Source organism: Larkinella humicola, assembly GCF_008727875.1.
Lineage (GTDB): Bacteria > Bacteroidota > Bacteroidia > Cytophagales > Spirosomataceae > Larkinella > Larkinella humicola.
Map to the genome: position 1 here is coordinate 65,114 of NZ_VTWS01000003.1, position 20,852 is coordinate 85,965.

Below are 20,852 nucleotides of genomic sequence, written 5' to 3' on the forward strand. Positions count from 1 at the left end.
TTATAACTTAATCTGTAAAAACGTACCGGGTTTGTCGGGATTGGCCATAAACCAGGCGGGATTTCCATCCGTATCGCGACCCAAACGGGCCTCCGGAACGGGTGGTTCGTGGTAGTGGCCGGACGCCGGCACTTTGTTTCCCTTCGGTTGACTGACCGGTGCCATGGATTTGAAAATATCCGCGTCGATCATTTCCTGAATGCATTCCCGGAACGCGGCCAGCACCCGATCAATTTCGGCATCGGTATGCGCTTCGGTAATGAAACACGGAAAACCGTCCCAGATGTGAATGCCTTTTTCGCGCATCAACACAAACAGCAGTTCGCTATACGGTATTTCTTCTTTGGGCTTGATTTTCCAGAGTGAGCCAAACTGGGCCACAAACAGCGGAATCTGATGGCGATCGAATTCGGCGTTCAACTCCCGCGCAATCCGCTCGGCCTTGTGGGTCAATCCCTTTTGCAAGCCCGGCCCCACTTCCCGCAGGTGCAGCAACGAAGCCCGCGCCGTAGCCAGGGCGAGGGGATGTCGGACAAACGTACCAGCAAAGTAGGTCACGCCTTTTTCGGGAAACGACGCGTCACCGTATTGCCAGAAACCGCCATCGAGCACGTCCATGTAATCCTTGTGGCCCGCAATGATCCCGATTGGAATACCACCGCCCACCACTTTTCCGTAGGAAGCCAGATCGGCTTTGATGCCAAACATGGCCTGTGTCCCACCGGGATGCATCCGAAAACCAGTGATAACTTCATCAAAAATGAGCGCCGTTCCCGACGATGCGGTAATGCTCCGAACTTCTTTCAGGAAGTCGATCGGCACAAATTCAGGTCGGCGGCTTTGCACCGGCTCCACCAGCACGGCCGCCAGTTCGTGCGCCCGTTCCCGGATAATTCTCAGACTTTCGTCCGTGCCATAATCCAGAATCAGCATGTTCTGAACCGACTCGGGCATGATGCCCGGCGCGGCCGGAAACGATTTCAGTTTTTTAGTCCCCCGAACAATCACTTCATCGACAATGCCGTGGTAGGAACCGGTGAAGGCCACCACCAGCGAGCGTCCCGTAACGGTCCGCGCAATCCGCATCGCACCCAGCACGGCTTCCGAACCCGTACTGCACAGAGCCGCCCGGTCGAAACCGGTGAAGTCACAAATCAGTCGGCAAACCTCACCCGCCAGTTCGTGCTGCGGGCCGATTTCAAAGCCTTTTTCGATTTGCTCGTGCAACGCCTTCTTCACAAATTCGGGCTGGTAGCCGAACATGTTGGAGCCAAACCCGTTGAGCATATCGATGTATTCGTTGCCGTCAACATCCCACAACCGGCTGCCTTTGGACCGGTTGATCACGATGGAATAGACCAGTTCTTTGGTCAGCGGTTTGAATCCCGAAACCACGCGCGGGTCGGCCATGTAGGCCCGGTGCGCCTGGTTGTAGTTTTTACTCCCGCCGGTTTTCTGGTTGTACCGACGAATCAGTTGTTGCAGGAAATGCTTTTGTTTCGGGCTTAATTCCGTACTCTGACGCTCGATCCGGGCGCTGGCGCCAAACGGTTTTTTAATTTCGATTTCTTCTTCCGGTGTCAAATCCGGCGTTTTGGCCGGAACCACCGATTCAGTCAACGCTTTCCCGTTCAGGTTGGGCAGGACGGTCGGAGACGGTTGCGACGCGGGTTGATTTCCCTGCATCATGGCAATCTGCTTGGCCAGAATCTGCACCTGCTGGGCCATTAAACCCAGAACCGTATCATTCGTGCCGACGGCAACGGCTGCCGGAATGTGATGGGCCGGTGATGGAACCGACGGCTGCGGAATGGGCTGCGAAACCGGTTTCGGCGCGTAGTGTTCTGCCGGTAAGGTCTGGTCCAGATACGCAACCAGACTGTCGATCGTGGCGTATTCTTCATTCAGTTGCCGGAACGTGATGGGCAGACCAAATTCTCTCTTTAAGGTGATGGAAACCTGGGTGAGCAGCAACGAATCGAGTCCCATTTCCAGAAAACTCATGTCGGGCAGCACGCCTTCCATTTCAAGGCCGGAAGCCTCTTCCAGCATTTCTTTGACCTTATTGATCAATGCGTCTTTTCTCATCACAACAGGGGGGGATATAGTAGTATTCGTAACCGGGCCGTCCGTCGGCGAAACCGCAAAAACTGACCCGTCCGGGGGACTGATAACCGGCTGCGGGCGCGCGATGGGGTCAACCCAATAGCGTTTTTTATCAAATGCGTAAGTCGGCAGACTGACTTTCACGCGGTTTTGGTTCACATAGAAGGCTTTCCAATCGGGTTCCAGGCCACTGGTCCACAGTTGCCCCAAGGCTTTCAGCAGGGATTCATGCTCCGACTGCGTCCCCTTTTTATCCAGACTGGTAATGATGGTGGCTGGTCGGGAACCGGCCTGCTGGCGGGCAAAGGTCGTTGTGGCATTGCCGGGCCCCACCTCAATCAACAAAGGCTGATTTAGAACAATGCTAAACTCCAGGGCCTCCGAAAAGCGAACGGTCAAACGCAAATGTTTCGCCCAGTAATCCGGGTCGGTCGCCTGTGCATCCGTCAGCAACGTGCCGCTCACTGTGGATACGATGCGCTTTTGGGGTGGGTTCAATACCACCTCGTCAACGATTTTCCGGAATGCACCCAGCACGGGTTCCATCATCACCGAATGAAAAGCGTGGCTCGTCTGCAACACCCGGTTCGGAATTCCTTTTCCGTCCAGAACGCTGGCAAAAGCCGCAATGTCTTCGTCGTGACCGGCCACCACGCACAGTTTTTGGCTGTTGATGGCGGCAATCGACAACGGCTCGGGCATGAGGGTTCCGATCTGATCGGCTTCCATCCGAACCGACAGCATGCTTCCCCGGGGCAGTTCGCTCACCAGCCGACCCCGAACCGCAACGAGTTTCAGCGCATCGGCCAGTGAAAAAACGCCCGCCAGGTGGGCCGCGACAAACTCGCCAATGCTGTGTCCACACAGCAGCGACGGTTCAATGCCCCAGCTCATCCACAGTTTGGCCAACGCATATTCGGTTACAAACAGAGCGGGCTGGGTAAACCGCGTATTTTTCAGCTTCTCTTCGGCTTTGGCATTTCCCTCGTTCGGGTACAAAACCGTCCGGATGTCGGTTTCCAGGTACGCACTCAACCCTTCGGCACATGCGTCGACGGCCTGCCGGTAGACGGCTTCGGTTTCGTAGAGGTCACGCCCCATGTTCAGGTATTGCGAACCCTGACCCGGAAACATAAAAACTACCTCACCGGGTATTTCTTTGAGCGATTTTACGTCGTGTGAAGCCCCCGAACTGGCTAGCAGTTTTTCGGCCAGTTCGTCGGTGGTAGACGCCACCGCAAAGCGCCGGTGCTGGAAAGCCGCCCGGCTGGTTTGCAGCGTGAAGGCCACATCCGCCAGCTTCAGGTGACGGTTTTGCTGCAGATGATTTGCCAGAATCGGGCCGTACAAATCCCGGCTGGTAGTTGATTTGGCCGACCAGGTAATCAACTGCACCGGTTTTGCCGTAGCTGGTTCGGCTGCGGTTTCAAGCGGGATTGCCACGGGATATTCTTCCAGAACGACGTGAACATTCGTGCCGCCGACACCGAATGAGCTGACACCGGCCCGGCGGGGATCGGACGTTTGCGCCCATGCCGTCAAGGCCGTATTCACGAAAAACGGGCTGCTGCCGAAATCGATCGCCGGGTTGGGGGCGGCATAGTGAATGGACGACGGAATCTGTTTATGGCGCAGGGCCAACACGGTTTTGATGAAACCGGCCACCCCGGCCGCCGTGGTTAAATGGCCCATGTTGCTTTTGATGGACCCGATGGCGCAGAACTGGGTGGCGGTTTGCGCGCCAAAAGCCATTTTTAACCCCTCGATTTCGATGGGATCTCCAATCGGCGTGGCGGTTCCGTGGGCCTCGATATATCCGATGGTGGACGGATCGACGCGGGCATCCTGGAGTGCCATGGCAATGGCTCCCGCCTGTCCTTCGGCATTCGGAGCGGTGAAGCTGCCTTTGCCGCCCCCGTCGTTGTTAATGCCAACGCCTTTGATCACCGCCAGAATGGGGTCGCCATCCCGCCGGGCGTCTTCCAGCCCTTTCAGCAACACAATGCCCGCGCCATCGCTGAAAACCGTCCCCCGCGCGTCGGCACTGAACGGGCGGCAGTGGCCGTCGTTGCTCAACATGGCGCCTTCCTGGTACAGATACCCGCTGTTGATCGGTTGGGCAATGGCCGCGCCCCCCGCCAGCGCCAGGTCGCACTGCCCGTTCCGAATGCTGTCGACGGCCTGGGCAATGGCCAGCAGCGAGGTCGAACAGGCCGACTGCACCGTTACCGCCGGGCCGCGCAGGTTCAGCGCATACGCCGTGCGGGTGGCGATGTAGTCTTTATCGTTGGCCGTCATCACCTGAAAACTACCAACCCGTTCCACCAGCTCGGTATGCGGCAACACGTTGGTGTAGTAATAGGTGTTGTTGCGACAGCCGCCAAAAACGCCGATCGAGCCGTCGTACTGTTGGGGAACGTAGCCCGCGCTTTCCAGCGCTTCCCAGGCGATTTCCAGGAAGATGCGGTGTTGCGGGTCCATCAATTCCGCCAGTCGGGGATTGATGCCGAAGAAGGCCGGATCGAATTCGTCGGGTTTGCTGATAACACCCCGGGCTTTGACATAGTCCGCGTCGTTCCGTAATCCGGGGGGAATGGACGAATCCAGTTCCGCTTCGGTGAAGAAGTGGGTCGTTTCTTTTCCTTCTTTCAGGAGCGTCCAGAGGGCTTCGATGGAATCGGCACCGGGGAACCGCCCCGCCATGCCGATCACGGCGATGTCCTGCGTTACCGCCTTTTCTTTGCGCTTCGGGGTCATGCTTTGGCTCTCGTTCCCGGTTCCCAAAAAAGCCGCAAGGCCCTTGATGGTCGGTTGCTGATAGAGTTTTGTGATGGGAACGCTGTAGCCAAATCGTCTTTTTAGACCCGCGACGGCCGAAATCGCCAGCAACGAATTCCCGCCCAGTTCGAAGAAGTTATCATCCCTGCCCACCTTGTCCAGTTGCAGGAGTTCGGCCCACACGGTTTCAATCTGGCGCTCTATGGGTGAAACCGGTGCCGTATAGACGTCGGATAGCAACGCCCGTTCGAGTCGTGGTGTCCCCAACGCTTTTTTATCCACCTTGCCATTGGCCGTCAACGGCAGGGCAGCCATTTGAACGAACAGGGACGGCAGCATATACTCGGGAAGTTTGCCGGCCAGATACTGCCGGATGGCTCCGTTTGCAATCTGGCGGTTAACCACCACGTAAGCGACCAGTCGCCGGTCGGTCGTCCGGTCGTCCTGTGCCATGACAACGCACTGGTCAATTGCCTCATGCGCTCCGAGGACGATTTCGATTTCACTCAACTCGATGCGGTGCCCCCTGATTTTCACCTGATCGTCGATGCGACCCACAAATTCAATCGTTCCATCGGCCCGGTATTTGCCCGTATCGCCGGTTTTATAAACCCGTTCCCCCGGTTTTGTGCTAAACGGATTGGCAACAAATTTCTCCGCAGTCAGCGTACGGTTATTGAGATACCCCCGTGCCACGCCCGCACCACCGATGTAGATTTCGCCCGGAATACCGGCTGGAACCCGGTTTCCATCGGCTCCAACGATGTAGATCTCCGTGTTGGCGATCGGTTTTCCGATGGGCACGACTTCCAGTTCGGCCTCCGCCGAATACGGGTATTGAAGCGAACTAATCGTGGCTTCAGTCGGGCCGTATTTGTTGTAGAACCGGACCAGCGAACCCCAGGATTGGGCCAGATCGGGCGGACAAATTTCACCAGCGGCTATCACTCTTTTTAAACTGGCGTAGGGTGCAGCGGGAATGTAGCGCAATAAACTCGGCGTTGAATGCAGGTGCGTGATGCGTTGTTCCTGAATCAATTGCACCACTTCGTCGGGATTGAACAGCGATTCTTTCCGGATCAGCACCAGCTTCGCGCCGTTGCAGAGTGCCAGAAAAATCTGCTCGACCGACGGGTCGAAGGCGTAGTTGCTGGTTTGCAGAATGACGTCATCGTCCCGAATACCAAACTCCTGCGATTGATGTTGAATAAAATTGCTCAGGTTCCGGTGTTCGATCAAAACCCCCTTCGGGCGGCCCTTCGAACCGGAGGTATAGATCAAATAAGCCAGATGATCGGGCAATAAGGCGGTTTTGATGGGTTCCGTCGGTTCATTCGCGATCGTTTCCCGGTCGGTCGTTAAACAAACCTTTTCCAGTTGTCCCGAATATTCGGACAGTACCTTACCGGCGTCAGAATCTGTCACAACCAGTTGGGCAGCGACATCGGACAACAGGTACTGAATGCGCTCTGCCGGGTATTCAGGGTCGATGGGAACGTAAGCACCACCCGCTTTCAGAATCCCCATGATACCGAGTACCATTTCCAGCGAACGGCCGACGCAGATCGGAACCAGGCTTTCTTCTTGGACCCCTTTTTTCCGTAAAAAACCGGCTAACTGATTCGACGTTTCATCCAGTTCCCGATAACTGAGCTGACGATCCTCAAACTGCACGGCAATCCGATCAGGTGACTTTCTAACCTGTTCAGCAAACAGGGCGACGACGGTTTTGTCCAAATCGAAACTATGTGTTGAGAACGCGTCCATGTTTAGCAAACTGGTTGAAAGTGTATACTCAGGTCGTTCGGTGTCAATGCTTTACCAGATTTTGATCGGATCGGTTTTTCCGTTATCCGAAACCATCCGTTTTTTATTCCAGCGAAATTTTCTCTTTTTCGGAATCCATCTCCCGGTCTGCAAAATCCTCCTTCAAGACCTTGCTGGGGGAGCTGGCCGTCCGGAAAGCCGGTGATGGCAGACCGACAACACTAAGTAATTCCTGCATAAAATTACTCAATGTTTTTTCTTTATTTAAGTAATTTTCCGCATACTTTCTCGCATTGAGCCGAAAACCCGTTAAATCCGAAAGCAGTGCTTGGTCAATGGCGGTCTTTAGGGCCTCAGCCGATTCCGGTTCAATCAGAACGCCCATTTGATGGTGATGTACGACATCATGCAGGGTTGTTCCGGGAACGGCGGACACCAGGGCGAAACCGCCAGCGGCCAGAATCCCGGTTAATTTTGACGGCAGAACCAAGTCTGAAGCCGATTTTTTCTGCAATACCAGGTGAATATCGGCCGTCGCCAAAAGGGCTGATAGCTTTTCATAGGGCTGCAGCGGGTAAAATTTTACGTTCGCCAAGGCATACTCCCGCGCGAGCGTTTCCAGTTTGCCCTGTCCGCCACCGGTTCCGAAGAACAAAAATTTCACATCAGGTTGGCTCACGAAGGCGCGGGCAGCCTGGATGATGATTTCCAGCCCCTGCTTTTCGCCGAGATTTCCGGCGTAGAGCACGACTTTGTCCGAAGGCTGCAAGCCCAGTTCGGCCCGCAGCGATTGCGTTGGTGGCAAGGGTTTGATGTATGCTCCATCGACCCAGTTCGGAAACAAAACGCACCCGGACTGAATCCCTTTTTTCAGGGCGACTTTCCGCACCATTCCCTCGCTGATGGTCGATACGACGCGGCTCTGCTTCAGAATATGGGATTCGACCCGAAACATGGTTTGTAGAAAATGGCGGTTTTTGATCATGCCCAGTTCTTTGGCCATATCGATCTGCAAGTCCTGAATATGGCACCAGAGCGGTACGCGCCGGATTTTGCTGTAAATCGTCGGCACCAGGCCCAGATGAAACGGGGGAGCCACGCAGATTACCACATCGTAGCGCTTCGCAAAGAAAATTCGCAACCAGAAAACCAGGCTGCTGAGTACGAATGAAAACTCGTGCAGAATGCGTTTCAAAGCCGTTACGTCACGCGGAACATACAAGGGGCAACGGTGTACTCGCACGCCCGCAATCCGCTCGGTGTGCCATCCCTTGCGCTTATGCGACGTATGGACGGCCCATTCGGGATAATAAGGCATGGCGGTAATGACGTCGACCTCCTGATTCTGCTGTGCCAGCCAGGCGCCCATTTCGCCCGTATATTTCCCGATGCCGATGAGTTCGGGCGAATAATTGATGCCGTAAATGAGAATTCTCATGAAAGAAACGTGTAAATCAATAAAAACCGGATCGTTACGACTGCGCCGTTTGCAGTTCCTTGGTCTTTAAAATGATAAAGTATTCGTAGATCGCCTGCAACACGGCGTAGGTGACCCCCGCGTGACCATCCAGAAATCCGCGACGCCAGATCGCCAGGTAAAACCATTTGATGAGCGGGCGACCGGGCAGTTTATAGAAGATGCCTTTCTGATGATACCGGCGCTCACTAAAATCTTTGCTAAAAGCCGCCTTCTGAAGCGAAAACGACGTACCGGCGTTCATATCTACCATCCGCATGGCGGCTTCCATATCCGCATACCCCAAATGCCGCTGCCACCAGAACCGGAAGCCTTTGCTGAACGGAAAATGATCCAGAAAACCCCCGATCCGGGCGACTTTTCCGTCCGGAATCGAAACCGGATTGACCAGCCGCTTGTACTGCATCTTGTCGGGGCGAAACAGCCGCAGGTAGAAGGGCGACATTTGCGCGTGTTTCAACCACCGGCCATTCCAGGCAAAGTCGCGCCGTTGAATTTCGTAGGCCACCACCTCATCGGCTCCGGGTACGAACGTTGCCAGCACTTCTTTCAGTTGTTCGGAAACCCGCTCATCCGCATCGATGTACAACACCCACTGGTGTTTGAAAGGAATGTTGGCCAATCCCCAGTTCTGGTGGGCCGACCAGTTATCGAATTTCCGCTGGGTGATGGTAGCACCGGCAGCCTGCGCAATTTCCACCGTCTTGTCCTCACTGAAGGAGTCAAAAACGTGGATGTCGTCGCACCAGGACACGGATTTTAAACAGGACGGCAAATCCTGTTCTTCATTTTTGGTAAGTATGAGTACTGAAATCATTTTGTTTGCAGAATACGGCCCTAGGCCATCAACTTACGACCTTGCTAACGCCTTTAATCTCTCTTTTCCGAACGATTCGGGCGGGATTTCCAGCCACAATGTCGAACGGACGAACGTCTTTCGTCACCACACTGCAAGCCCCGACAATGGCCTGGGCACCCACCGTAACGCCCGGCATGACAAACGCCCGGGCGCCGATAAAAGCGTGGGCACCGATGACAATGGGGGCGGTTATTAAATTCCGGGCCGGTTCATCGAACGCATGCGTTCCGGTGCAGAGATAGGCTTCCTGCGCCACCGTGGCGTGTTCGTGAATTTCGATCCGGTCCAGTGAATAGGCGTTGGCACCATCGCCCAAACAGGCACGGTCATGAAGCACCAGATTCCACGGAATCTGAATGCGGGCGTTTTGGTGAACAAACGGTTTTCCGGTTAGCTGCGCTCCGAAAATACGCAGCCAGAACAGGCGCCACGGGTTGGCGGGTTTGGGTGTCCAGGAACAGAATACCGTCCAGACCAGTTGCCAGCTTATCATTTTTATGCGCTGCGCCACCGTCCAGGGACTGTCATACGCTGACGCTTGCTGATGGGTTTTTATCATTTTTTGGGACTGGATAAATCTTCCTGAAATCGTCGATAAACCGCCTGGCTATCACGGGAATGGCATATTCGGTATTGACCTTGATGGCTTGTTTCGAGAGCCAGTTTAAACGGTTTTCGTCATTCATCAGCGCGGAAAGTGCCTGCGCAAGCGCCCCGACCTGATCGTCGGCGCTGTGGTCATAGCAGATACCGTTCTCCCCGTTTTGAATGAAATCCTGAAAACAACCGAGACCCGACACCACCGGCACGGCGCCATACGCCATGGCCTCGCGCGGAGCCACCGGAGCCGCATCGCCACTGCCGTCCTGGGCGGGATAACAGAAAATTCCGGCTTCGGCGTAGTATTTAATAAGTACATCATCATTGAAAACCGGTCCGATCCACTCCACATTCATCCCGGTTGAAAGCTGATGAAGTTCCTGGTAATAGGCTGCCCCACCACCCCCCTCTTCAAAAGACGAAGGCCCGATAATTTTCAGTTTCCAACCCGACACCTGCTCTTTGGCGAGTAACCGAAAGGCATTTAACAAGACGTGAACGCCTTTTTCGGGGTGCAGTCTTCCCACAAAGAGCAGCGTTTTTTCGCGCCGGATCGGGAGCGTTTTGATTTCAAACGGAACCGGATTGGGAACGTAGGAAATCAGGTGATGGAATTCCGGCGCAACCTCCTTGATGATGGCCTCACAGATGGCCGGTGAACAGCCCCTTAGAACGCCCACATGGAGGTAAAATTTCATCTGGCCTTTTGGCACCCGCTGCACATCGACGTAGACTTTTTTTCCGCGTTCACCGCGCAATAAAAAGGGCGACCAGAAGGTATTGGTAACGATGATATCGACCTGTGCAGGCAGGGCTCTAATGGCCCGAATCGAGTAGATTAAATCCAGAAATTTGAGTTTAAGAAGAGACGATGGGGTTTCGTAGCCCGGAATCCGTACGTAGCTTACGCCGTTCACGTCTTCTTTGGCGGGAAAATCGGCATGAGACCGGCTGATGTGGACCACTTCGTGCCCCATCACAGCAAATTCCTGCCCCATTCGATACCATATCTTTTCGACCGCTCCGCCCCGAACCGGCGGTACCGGCAAAAATGCCCCTTGTATAATGGCAATACGCATAGTAAAATTAGTTACGGTTTAATGCACGCAGCATCCGATGGGAAGCCTGTGACACGGTGAAATGCGTCTCGAAAGCGGTTTTGGCCCGCAACGCCATCTGCTGCTTTTGCTCACCCGGCAGGGCCGTCCAGCGTTGGAGCAGCGTATAGGTGCCGTTTTCCGTATCATTTTCGATCATCCCGGCTTTTTCGAGTTCGATTTCCTTCCATATGTTAATTTGATCTGAAATAAGAACCGGTTTGGAACAGGCGAGTGCTTCGACAACCGCAATACCAAAATTCTCCTGGTGACTGGGCAGAATAAACGCTTCGCAGGTGTAAAAACCGCCCCATTTCGCGTTGCCTTCGAGCATACCGCAAAACAGAATGTCGGTATCTCCACCGGCTCGTTGCTGCATTTCCTGTCCATAAGTGGTTTCCAGACCCGGACCGGCAATCACCAGTTGCGGCAATTGAATGCCCTCAGCCTTCAGTCTCCGGTACGCATCGATCAGCAAATCGACCCCTTTTTTAACGTGAATCCGGCTGATGAACAGAATAAATTCCCGGCTGAGTCCCACGCATTTTTCCTGAAAAGCCAGTGCCATGGCCGGTGTAAAAGCGGGAGGAGCTTCGACGCCCAGACTCACGACGTTTTCCGTCTTGGGTGAGTAGGGCCGAAACGGGATTTCTGCCAGCGTCTTCTCCATTTCACAGGTAAACAGCAACCCGTCGGCTTGATTGACCAGTTTATTTTCGATGAGCTGCCAGAAAATCCAGTTCCGAATGGCCTTCAGCTTACGCCCGGCCGCCCGTTGAAACCAGGGGTCCAGCATCCCGTGGGGCATGACGTAGAGTTTCGGCTTTTTCGTTTGTAGTTGTGCTAAGGCTTTATACGTCGCGTAGGTATGGTATTGCCAAAGACCGTGGACAATCACCCAATCATACTGCGTTACGTGTTCATTCATCCAGGGTAAAAAATCAGCACTATACTGCCAGGAGCTTTTCGCGGGGCCTGTTGCATAAACCGGGAACGTCAAATTCCGCAAATAAACCGCCTGAGGATCGTCCAGTGTTACAACGGCATTTTGAACCGAAAGCTGCGATAACCCTTTGATCATCGTCTGCAAGGCCTGGCTTACTCCGCCTGCTTTTGGATCAATTCCCGAAACGACATGAAGAACCTGCATGAGTACGACTGGAATTAAACGAGTGAATGAGTTTGCCCGGCAAAATGATACGCACCAAGGATGGTTTTGTAGGCATCCTCAATCTGATCGGTCGCGGTTTCGATCGTAAATCTTTTAACATTCATCAATCCTTCGTTAATCCATTCCCGGCGTTTTTCAGCCGATTCATTCAGGATCTGCTGAATACGAACGGCGCCCTCGTCGGCCCAAAGCTGGCTATCGAGCTCATCCAGGGGCCGACGCCGGAGCAAGGCGGCCGCTGTCCCGGCCACTTCCGTCATGGGGGCCTCGCTGGTGGTCAGCACCCGGCATCCGCACGCCAGGGCTTCGGCGATCGGCCAGCCGAAGCCTTCGGCCAGAGACGGAAACAAGAACACCTGAGCGCCCCGGTACGCATGAACCACGTGCTGATCGTCAACACCCGTCAGAAAATGAATATCGTTTTGAAAAGCGGAAGCGTTCGCGAATGCAGCCAACTCCGGGGTCGGCTCTTCACCGATCATTAGCAGCGGCATGGGCCGGGAATAGGCTTTTCGCCACGCATCATACATTTCCAGCACGCCTTTGCGGTTTTTATACCACTGATTGCCGCCAACGTGTACGAGGTAACCGGACGATAAATCGATGCCAAACCGCGCACTCAACACCGAACGGGATTCCGCTGCCTGACCCGGCGTATAATTGGGATTGACCCCATTATAAATAACCTCTGAAAAAGACGGAGATGCTTTTAAAAACCCATGAAGGTCGCCCTGCGTTTTGTTGGAAACCGAAATAAAATTCCTGCCCTTCCGGTATCCCCGCCGGATATACGCCTGATACAATTTCCCGGTCCAGCCCGTCTGGTTTTCCGGAATTTCGCCCAGGGCCGACCGCTGCGCCAGAAAGTCGTGGCAGTGAACGACGTGCGGCCGATCTGCGACCAACGGCACCCAGGGGCCGAGGGCGTGATCCGCAAAGACAAACAACGTCTGCTTCGGCAGTCCATTGATGCGTTGCCGAACCTGAATCGGGAATACAATATACTGATCGATGTAGCCCAGCCATTTTTTGAAAGCCCCCGGAACGGAAAGCGTATAAAAGAACGGTTTTGGTTGCCACGATTCCACCTCATGCCCGCGTGCCTGCATGCCACTGGCCAGCCAACGGGCATAGCGCGGCATACTCTGCGAACCGGGAAAGGACGGGTGACAAAAAATAACGATCCGCATGTTAGATGACCAGATGGTGTTTTAACTCCTCGATAATTCGGGTGCAGATGTCTTCGTTGCCCACTTTATTCTCCCGGACTCTCCGCATACCGGCCCGGCGTATCGATTCTCTTTTGGGGTCATTCCCCAGCATCTCCCGGCAGGTCAGGATGCATTCGTCTACATCGTTCCAGAAAACCGCTTCTTCATTTTCCCGGTACATTTCCGTGTGTTCGGCGGTGCGTTCAGCGCAGAACAAACCGCCGATGTACGGGATTTCGAGCGAGCGCTGGGTGTGTAAATCCCGGTTTCCCTTCGAGAGCATGCCGATGCAAAGTTTTGCCCCCTGAATGGCGGCCACGTAATCCCGACCTCCCAGAGCCCCACCCCGGTAGTGGGCTTTCAACGCATTCCAGTGCGGTGATTTCTGCCAGCGGTCGCCCCAGATCGCTACTGGCAAACCGTTCTGGATTAATTTCAGTAAGAAATCGTCTCTTTTTTCATACCGCATCCAGGTGCCGATGAAAGCGATTTCCGAGCGGAATTGCGTCGGAATTTCTTCCAGCGTCTCATACGGTTTATGGGCTTCTTCGTCGTAACTCCGGTAGACCAGCAGGACGTTGGACGCGCCGAGTTCACGGCATTCTTTTTCGGATTCGGTGCGCACCACGACGACTAAATCATAAAAGGGCAGCGCTTTCAGGAGGGATTTAAACCGGCCGCCGTCCCGTTTTCCCGTGGGGTCATCGACGTTGTAAAGAACCACCGGAGCGCCAGCAGCTTTTAAGGTTTCCAGCGCCGATTTACCGATTAATTCTCCACTATCTACCCAGATTAAATCAACGGTTTTCTGTTTTTCGAGTACCGTCGAAAGCCATTTCCGGATCCGGTTTTGCAGAAATTGATAGCCGGTACGAAAATGAACTTTAGAGCCTAAAAACCCCTGCAATTGCTTTTTGCACGCATCCTGCGGGTTATAAATCGTCACCAGATGCCCCAATCGTTTCAGCGCCCGAAACCGGTGAAAGGAGGTAGAGGACGGGTTGTCGTCACCAATGTATACAATCGTCATACGACCTTAAAAAAGACGGAGCTTGCGAAGAACCAACAGGATAAACCAGTAGAGAAGGGCATCCTGAATCCAGCCCCGCATTAAAAAAGAATAAATGTTAACGACGCTTTCCGAAAAATTAGAAACCGAAAATAAGGTAAAGAAGAAGTTCATTTGAATGAGCCCGGCCAGACTTAAACAGGTCGTCATCACGGCCCCCTGCTGGTAATACATGACAAATAAGTCAACCAGTAAAAACAGGGGAATGATGCCAACGGCCATCAATAAAAGATACCACCACCCAAAAGTTGCCATGCCGGTTCCGGCAAAATGGCCCGTTCGAAAACCGCCCAATCCTCCTTTTCCGCCCGATCGATCGTACAAATAATCGCCATAGGAGGACGCATTGACCGTGAGTTTATCCACTTTGATGTGGAAAAAGTTTAAAACTGGTAGCGGCAGAATAGCCCAGAATTTATCGATGGAATAACTGAGCATATCATCGTTCGGCTTGCCCATTTTATACGCCAGTTCAAGGCTGGCATCATTGTATTTCAGGTTGCAGAACCTCGACAGGAAGATGTTATCAAAATACGTCTCATCCCAATCCCGAACTTCAATCACTGTATTCATGGCTCTGAACTGCTTGATGGCTTTTTTATTCTGCAAAACCTCGAGCGTTTTCAGCACCAGTTCCGTACTGGTCAGATTGCTTCTCTGCGCCCTGACAATCACCATGGACGTGCCCAAATCCGCGAGCGGACCGGTTATAATCCAGAGTCCTAAACCGGCCAAAAGGGCATTTTTAAAATTGAAGATGTTGTGGTCGAATTTGCCTAACAAGAGCCCAATCAGATAGGCAATTCCCACCGCACTGATGCCGGTCATGAAAAGTCCGCGGCTGTTTCCGCCCATACCGACAAACAACAGCATGGAAGCAAAAATCAGGACTTTAAGCGTCGGCGGTTTAACGAAAGGCGGTCTTTTTAACGAAAATAAGGGTCTTAATAACAGGAATAAGGGCGTATACGCATACGGTACCAGTCCCTGGAAAAACTTCGCCACCGTTCCTCTTTCTTCGGCGGTTCCATCAAAATGGCTGCCACTGAGGTACGTAACGGCCATACCGGCTAATCCCACGAAGCCAATGATCCAGATTTGCAGGTTGGAGGGTGTTGCAAAAAAATAATTCCGCTTTAAAACCAGACTCAGTTTATAATACAGTCTGCCAGCAAGCCCTTCGCGCCATTTTTTATAGAGGTGATGGGACGTTATAAAGACCAGCAACGCCAGTAAAGAATGAATAAAAACGCTGTACGGAAATTTAAGGTTATAGGTGATCGGTTTTCCTTCGAGCAGCGTAAAGATCAGCGGCAAAACATACTGGGTGAGTGAAAAACCCAGAATGATGACGGTTGAAAAGGTGTATTTTGATAAGTTAAAAGCCGTCAGAATAAATTTATCGGCCAGTCCCCACGCGATAATGACAAACACTACCGCAAACAGATTGGCAGGGCTGAAGAAAAACAGACTTTGCAGCAGGGCGGCCACAAAAACCGCCATCCAGATCCACCGTTTGAACAGCCCTAAAAAAATAAAGCGTGGCTGAACCGGCAGGACAGTCGTCTGCGGGGCGGATGTGAGGAACTGTTTCTGACTGGCTACCATGCTCATTTTCCTTCGACCAGGGCTAGTAGTGTTTCCCTAAATCCGTCTCCGTACCGATCCCACCCGCCCATGCTTTTCACGCACTCGATAGCCGCCACCGACATGCTATCCCGCAAGGCCGGGTCATCAGCCAACTGCATTAACTTTTCAGTCATAATCGCCGGATTCCGAATGGGGACAATAAAGCCTTCCTGACCGTCTTTAAATAAATCTTCGGCTCCCGAATTTACACTGGCAATCACCGGACAGCCGCAGGCCAACGCTTCGCCCTGCACCATGGCCAATCCTTCTTCCAAACTCGGGATGATAAAGACGCTGGCGGTGCTATACATGCGGGGGAGTTGAACGTTCGGGATCAGGCCCAGAAAAAATACCTTGTCCAGGTTTTGCCCGATCAGCAATTGTTTTATTTCCGATTCAACCGTTCCGATGACGACAAATTCCTTGTTGGGATGCCGGAGATTCTGGAAGGCATGTAAGGCATACATGAACCCTTTCCGAAGGCACACATTGCCCACCCAGAGTACTTTAAATTTGTCCGTGTCGGGTTCGGCCACTTTATAAAACCGCTCCAGCCGGGCACCATACGGTATTTTAGAAAGCTTGCTTTCGCGAACGCCCTGATCGATAAATGTTTTCTTTACGAACTCAGAAGGAATCGTAATCCGGTCGGCCTGTTCATATTCAATTTCTTCCTTTTCGATCACCCGCGGATCAACTCCCCGAAACGTAAATCCCCAGCGGGCGTATTCTTCGCGCAGGATTTGATCCTGAAACCGGATGTGGGATGAGCCCCGGTCGCAGATGAAATAACCGTTGTTGTCTTTCGCTTTTTTGCCGGCGTGCAGCCCATTGCCCGACAAAGCAATCAGGATGGTCGGATGGTCAATTTTGCCGGCCACATATTTATCAATCACCTGTTTATCGATCCATTCCCACTCTTCCGATAACCACTCCCAGTAATTAATTCCAATCAACCCTCTTTTCATGTAGGGCGTATGAATCCACGGAAATGTCTTTACTTTATCCTTCGGAATGCCCTGCTCATCTTTTAATTTAAATTTAGGAAAGCCCGTGTATATCCTTTCCAGCAGTCCTAACCGTTCTAATTGTCTTGCGAGGTGGAAGTGATGAAATCTTCCGATCGCTAACTGGGTAACCTTCATGATTGAATTAGGCTGTTTTGCTGTAACAGTACTTGCCAATAACGGGCAAACGACTTAATAATAACAAGGTTTTCTCCACCCCGATCTTCGAAAACAGCTCCCAGTATTTCTTGATATTCCAGCATAACGCCACAAAGGAAACGGCCAGATACAACAGGTAATAGTCCGGGAATGCACTCATCATGATCATGCCAAAAGCCGCTATCAAGACGGATCGGATTGCGATGCCGTATGATTGGTTCGGCCAACGCATGTGATGAGACTGGAGCCATTTTCTGGCGTAATACTGGAACCCAATAGCGGCTGCGATTTCGGCGGTTAATAGCGAGATACCGGCACCGACGATGCTGATTTGGGGAACGAGAAAAAAGATACCGGCGATAACGATCAGTGACGAGACCAGCGAAATGCCCATTTGCAATTTGAGCAAATTATTCCCGGTGACAATCGCGGTGGCCGGTTGGGCGATGCCGTACACCAGCACACTCAACGACAGCGTAGCGAACAGATAAGGATCGTAAACGATCTGGCCTTTCGTCCACATCGTAAACAGGAAAGGAGCCAGGGCATGGATCACCAGCACGGAAGGAGCCAGAACGGCTACCACCACCAGCCAGATGCTGTCGAAAGCGACCTGCATGCGTTCCTGGTCCTTGGTATGAAGAAACCGCATCAGCTCCGGCATTAGCGGGTTGGTAATGGTAGACAGCCCCTGCAAGGCCACATTGGCACCGGTTCGCATCGTTACGAAAGCCGCCAGACTGGCTGCGCCCACCAGGGGCGACAGCAACAGCCGAACGCCCTGCTGTTTGAAGTTTTCCAGAAAATACCGGCCCGACAACGTAATGGAGGTAACGTATTTTTCGAAGCCCACCCGCACAGAAGCCGTCGTCATTTGAATGCTTTCCCGTTTTAACAGCGTATTGGTATCCAGAAATTGAATGAACATGATCGCCAGTGACCCCACGGAAGCCGCGATGGTAACCCCCAGTAAGTCGGCCCCATTTACGATAAAAATAACCGTAATAAGTGCGGTAAGAATGGACGAAATCACGTTCCACCATTCCATCCGGGGATAGTAGCCAAAGGGATTTAAGGCTCTGAAAAACAGCCCAATAATATTAGAACCTATCCACGTAACCCATTGCAATAAGAGCGACCAGCCAACCTGATCTCTAAAGCCCGGATTATTGATGCTTTTTTCGTTGAATAAAAACTCGATATGGCTGTAGAAGGCGATGTAGTATAAAATGGAGAGTTCCAGAACACTCAGGATCAGAATGACACTGACCCCGGACCAAAGCAGGGAGGCAATCCGGGGGCGGTTGGTCGTGCCTAATTTCAGAAATTCGAACTGTAAAAAATCGCTGTAGCCTCTCCCCAGGGTGTTTAAAACATTGATCAGTGCCTGAATGGCGATGTATACCCCATAGGTTTGAATGTCCCAATAGCTCAGAAAGATGGGAACAAGAGCCACCTGAGTGAGCATAGTAACCCCAATTCTGGCCCAGGAAGCCGCTGTACCTGAAATCAGTCGTTTAGTGGTTGACATAAATGGGATTGCTCATCATGGATTAGATTCAAAAACTTCTCTTAGCACGCCTTCTTTACAGCTTTAATTCCGACTGAATGATGGGCAATAAATCCTTCGCTAACGCTTTTTGTCCCTTGCTGTTCAAATGAATCTCATCGTTGAACATGTCGAAGTCCATACGGTTGATGCGCATCGGAATGTGATTTTTTTGGCAGAATTCTTCAATCACCAAGCCGCCCCGGTCAACGGTATTTTTCGTCAGTTCCGACTGAGAGCGGTGTAAATACAGAAAGAACGGTATATTTAACTGCCTGGCAATACTGTCTAAATCGGCAAACCCTTTGACCAGATTTTCGGGTTTTTCAGCGGTTTTTTCCTCTTTCGTAGCGGGCTCTTCGGATCTGAAGTAGCGATCTTCTACGGTGGCCCACGCTTTTACGACCAATTTGGGCCAGGCAAATGCGTCATTTTTATCCGGATGCGTTGACGTTACGCCTACAATGGGCTGAAAAGTCATCGGGTCGAATGCGTCGCCACTATTGGCCACCATCAGAATCATATCGGCACCGAACACCCCGAATTTCTTTAAATAAGCCACCACATTATCGGGCGACCAGGTCTTGTCACTGATGTTCAATACGCGTACTTTTTTACCGTATTTCCGCAGCAATTCCTTTTCAACCAGGGTGCTGGCCAAGCTATCCTGATCGATGGAATTACCGCCGTTGATGATCGAGTCGCCCACCAATAAAACCACGAGTGTATCGGTTTTGGCAATCGGTGCGCTGCGCATGGAGAATTCATTGGTGGTAAATCGATTCCGGTAAATCCTGACATCCTGATTGGGTTTTAGCAGGTATTCATACTCGCTACTGGCGTCGTAGAGGGGATAATTGGTTAATCCATAATAGCGACCGGCCAGCTCCACCAGCAGCAGAAAGAGACAAAAAACAAGGGCCGCCAGAGCTATTTTTTTCATGAATTGACAGACTATTTTGAGCTATGCTTCCAGCCCTTTATTCTGATTTTTTCCGCTTAAACGGTGTACGTATGTACTGACATACCGGCGGTTTTGATACGGCTTCGCCCTTTCAGTCCCAGGTTGAACCTAACTCGCAGCACTTCAGGGTAGTCAGAAATTGCAGGGGCTCAAACGTGGCCTTCAAGCCGTAACCAGCGTTCTCGATAAATCAACCTTTATAACCATTTGCAGCGAATCGATAAACACTTGCAGTGTTTTCCCCTGCTGGTTCATTACGTTGCCTTCGGTATTCTGAAAACAGCCGGATTTTATTTTGATGCGGTCGGAGGATGAGAAAGTCTCGACCTGAATGTGGTTGTTATCGGTCTCATTGAGCATTCGTCGGATGATCTCGATTTCGGAGTCCCGAACCACGGCGGGTTTATTCATCCAGAACAGGTAACGAACAATTCCGGGAACCCCAAATACCTGGGCGCGTTGCTGTTCTTCCAGATTTACAAAGCAATAGGACCGGAAAAGCGGTTCTTCCACGGTTTTGGTCCGGTCCGACCACTTTCGTTTGGTTTTAACCAGTGGACAATACACTTCGATACCGCGCTCTTTCAACTTGTCCGCCACCACCTTTTCGGTTCGGGACTTTGTATACAATACGTACCAGGACATAGGCTTGCAAAGGATTATCCCGTTACCAGGCGTTCTTATTTTCACCAACCATGGCCTTCACCGTCAGCCAGCAAATCCAGAGATCGAACAGAATAGACTTTTTCCGGTTGTAGAAGCGGTCGTATCTGACCCGGTGGCGCATTTTCATCACATGGTCAATTTCACCCCGGTACCCATTGATCTGGGCCAGTCCGGTGATCCCCGGTTTCACGCGGTAGCGTTTCCGGTATTCCGGCATCGTATTCCAGAATTGCGCACTGTGTTGAATGGCATGGGGCCGCGGGCCGACAATGCTCATGTCGCCGATGAGCACATTGATGAATTGCGGCATCTCGTCCAGATTGGTTTTTCGCAGGAACCGCCCGATCGGGGTGATCCGCTCATCGTTTCGCTTTGCCTGTTTGAAGGAGTCTGCCGGATTGTGCGTCATCGTCCTGAATTTCAGACAATTGAAAGAAGCCCCGCGGTATCCGGTGCGCTTTTGGATGAAGAGAATGGGGCCGGGAGAACCCAATTTGATCAGCAATCCAATCAATGGGATCATCCAGATCAGAATACATACAGTAACCAGAAAACTCAGGCAAACATCGAATGCCCTCTTTCCAAAATACCGGTATGTAAAATCACTGCGTCGGTTTCGTTCCTCCGCATAGACATAAAGAGTTTGGTATTGTGAGTTAAGGCTTAGCATATTGCTTTTAACTGTCTAATTCGGGTTCGTTATAGGAGAATGACGGTTTTGAAATCCGTCGAAGGTGGTTGTC

At 52.2% G+C, this 20,852-nt stretch carries 14 protein-coding genes; all 14 read right to left on the minus strand.

Translation table 11 applies throughout. The features are described from left to right. Nucleotides 1–6,651 carry a polyketide synthase gene (locus tag F0P93_RS12435; RefSeq protein WP_150876747.1) on the minus strand — a complete coding sequence of 2,217 codons (6,651 nt, stop codon included), beginning with the start codon at nt 6,649–6,651 and terminating at the stop codon, nt 1–3. A gap of 103 nt (nt 6,652–6,754) precedes the next feature. After that, nucleotides 6,755–8,089 (minus strand): WcaI family glycosyltransferase, encoded by a 1,335-nt coding sequence (locus F0P93_RS12440; RefSeq protein WP_150876748.1) that lies wholly within the window; start codon nt 8,087–8,089, stop codon nt 6,755–6,757. 34 nt (nt 8,090–8,123) lie between these two features. Next, entirely contained in the window at nt 8,124–8,945 is an 822-nt protein-coding gene (locus F0P93_RS12445) for a glycosyltransferase family 2 protein (RefSeq protein WP_150876749.1), read from the minus strand. A gap of 28 nt (nt 8,946–8,973) precedes the next feature. Beyond that, on the minus strand, nt 8,974–9,546 hold the full coding sequence (locus tag F0P93_RS12450; protein WP_150876750.1) for a DapH/DapD/GlmU-related protein: 573 nt from the start codon (nt 9,544–9,546) through the stop codon (nt 8,974–8,976). Further along, a complete protein-coding gene (locus F0P93_RS12455) occupies nt 9,512–10,666 on the minus strand; it encodes a glycosyltransferase family 4 protein (RefSeq protein ID WP_150876751.1) in 1,155 nt (384 codons plus the stop codon). The genes F0P93_RS12450 and F0P93_RS12455 overlap by 35 nt, the downstream gene beginning before the upstream one ends. Nucleotides 10,667–10,673: 7 nt before the next feature. Further along, on the minus strand, nt 10,674–11,834 hold the full coding sequence (locus F0P93_RS12460; RefSeq protein ID WP_150876752.1) for a glycosyltransferase: 1,161 nt from the start codon (nt 11,832–11,834) through the stop codon (nt 10,674–10,676). A 14-nt stretch (nt 11,835–11,848) separates the two neighbouring features. After that, nucleotides 11,849–13,045, minus strand: coding sequence for a glycosyltransferase family 4 protein (locus F0P93_RS12465; RefSeq protein WP_150876753.1), 1,197 nt, complete (start codon nt 13,043–13,045; stop codon nt 11,849–11,851). A gap of 1 nt (nt 13,046) precedes the next feature. Then, a complete protein-coding gene (locus F0P93_RS12470; RefSeq protein ID WP_150876754.1) occupies nt 13,047–14,096 on the minus strand; it encodes a CgeB family protein in 1,050 nt (349 codons plus the stop codon). A 6-nt stretch (nt 14,097–14,102) separates the two neighbouring features. Continuing rightward, nucleotides 14,103–15,749 carry a hypothetical protein gene (locus tag F0P93_RS12475; RefSeq protein ID WP_150876755.1) on the minus strand — a complete coding sequence of 549 codons (1,647 nt, stop codon included), beginning with the start codon at nt 15,747–15,749 and terminating at the stop codon, nt 14,103–14,105. Continuing rightward, nucleotides 15,746–16,732: a glycosyltransferase family 4 protein gene (locus tag F0P93_RS12480; protein WP_225309470.1), complete on the minus strand. Its 987-nt coding sequence runs from the start codon at nt 16,730–16,732 to the stop codon at nt 15,746–15,748. The genes F0P93_RS12475 and F0P93_RS12480 overlap by 4 nt, the downstream gene beginning before the upstream one ends. 184 nt (nt 16,733–16,916) lie before the next feature. After that, a complete protein-coding gene (locus F0P93_RS12485) occupies nt 16,917–18,461 on the minus strand; it encodes a lipopolysaccharide biosynthesis protein (RefSeq protein WP_150876756.1) in 1,545 nt (514 codons plus the stop codon). Nucleotides 18,462–18,516: 55 nt separating this feature from the next. Then, nucleotides 18,517–19,422, minus strand: a complete 906-nt coding sequence (locus F0P93_RS12490; protein ID WP_150876757.1) for a hypothetical protein — start codon at nt 19,420–19,422, stop codon at nt 18,517–18,519. 183 nt (nt 19,423–19,605) lie between these two features. Continuing rightward, nucleotides 19,606–20,088 carry a UpxY family transcription antiterminator gene (locus tag F0P93_RS12495; protein WP_150876758.1) on the minus strand — a complete coding sequence of 161 codons (483 nt, stop codon included), beginning with the start codon at nt 20,086–20,088 and terminating at the stop codon, nt 19,606–19,608. A 22-nt stretch (nt 20,089–20,110) separates the two neighbouring features. After that, nucleotides 20,111–20,779, minus strand: a complete 669-nt coding sequence (locus F0P93_RS12500) for a sugar transferase (RefSeq protein ID WP_150876759.1) — start codon at nt 20,777–20,779, stop codon at nt 20,111–20,113. Nucleotides 20,780–20,852: the final 73 nt, after the last annotated feature.

Bases quoted from the DNA above. Each gene is read 5' to 3' on its own strand.
- F0P93_RS12445 (WP_150876749.1), bottom strand. From the start codon at position 8,945: ATGATTTCAGTACTCATACTTACCAAAAATGAAGAACAGGATTTGCCG.
- F0P93_RS12475 (WP_150876755.1), bottom strand. From the start codon at position 15,749: ATGAGCATGGTAGCCAGTCAGAAACAGTTCCTCACATCCGCCCCGCAG.
- F0P93_RS12450 (WP_150876750.1), bottom strand. From the start codon at position 9,546: ATGATAAAAACCCATCAGCAAGCGTCAGCGTATGACAGTCCCTGGACG.
- F0P93_RS12460 (WP_150876752.1), bottom strand. From the start codon at position 11,834: ATGCAGGTTCTTCATGTCGTTTCGGGAATTGATCCAAAAGCAGGCGGA.
- F0P93_RS12455 (WP_150876751.1), bottom strand. From the start codon at position 10,666: ATGCGTATTGCCATTATACAAGGGGCATTTTTGCCGGTACCGCCGGTT.
- F0P93_RS12470 (WP_150876754.1), bottom strand. From the start codon at position 14,096: ATGACGATTGTATACATTGGTGACGACAACCCGTCCTCTACCTCCTTT.
- F0P93_RS12500 (WP_150876759.1), bottom strand. From the start codon at position 20,779: ATGCTAAGCCTTAACTCACAATACCAAACTCTTTATGTCTATGCGGAG.
- F0P93_RS12435 (WP_150876747.1), bottom strand. From the start codon at position 6,651: ATGGACGCGTTCTCAACACATAGTTTCGATTTGGACAAAACCGTCGTC.
- F0P93_RS12485 (WP_150876756.1), bottom strand. From the start codon at position 18,461: ATGTCAACCACTAAACGACTGATTTCAGGTACAGCGGCTTCCTGGGCC.
- F0P93_RS12490 (WP_150876757.1), bottom strand. From the start codon at position 19,422: ATGAAAAAAATAGCTCTGGCGGCCCTTGTTTTTTGTCTCTTTCTGCTG.
- F0P93_RS12465 (WP_150876753.1), bottom strand. From the start codon at position 13,045: ATGCGGATCGTTATTTTTTGTCACCCGTCCTTTCCCGGTTCGCAGAGT.
- F0P93_RS12480 (WP_225309470.1), bottom strand. From the start codon at position 16,732: ATGAAAAGAGGGTTGATTGGAATTAATTACTGGGAGTGGTTATCGGAA.
- F0P93_RS12495 (WP_150876758.1), bottom strand. From the start codon at position 20,088: ATGTCCTGGTACGTATTGTATACAAAGTCCCGAACCGAAAAGGTGGTG.
- F0P93_RS12440 (WP_150876748.1), bottom strand. From the start codon at position 8,089: ATGAGAATTCTCATTTACGGCATCAATTATTCGCCCGAACTCATCGGC.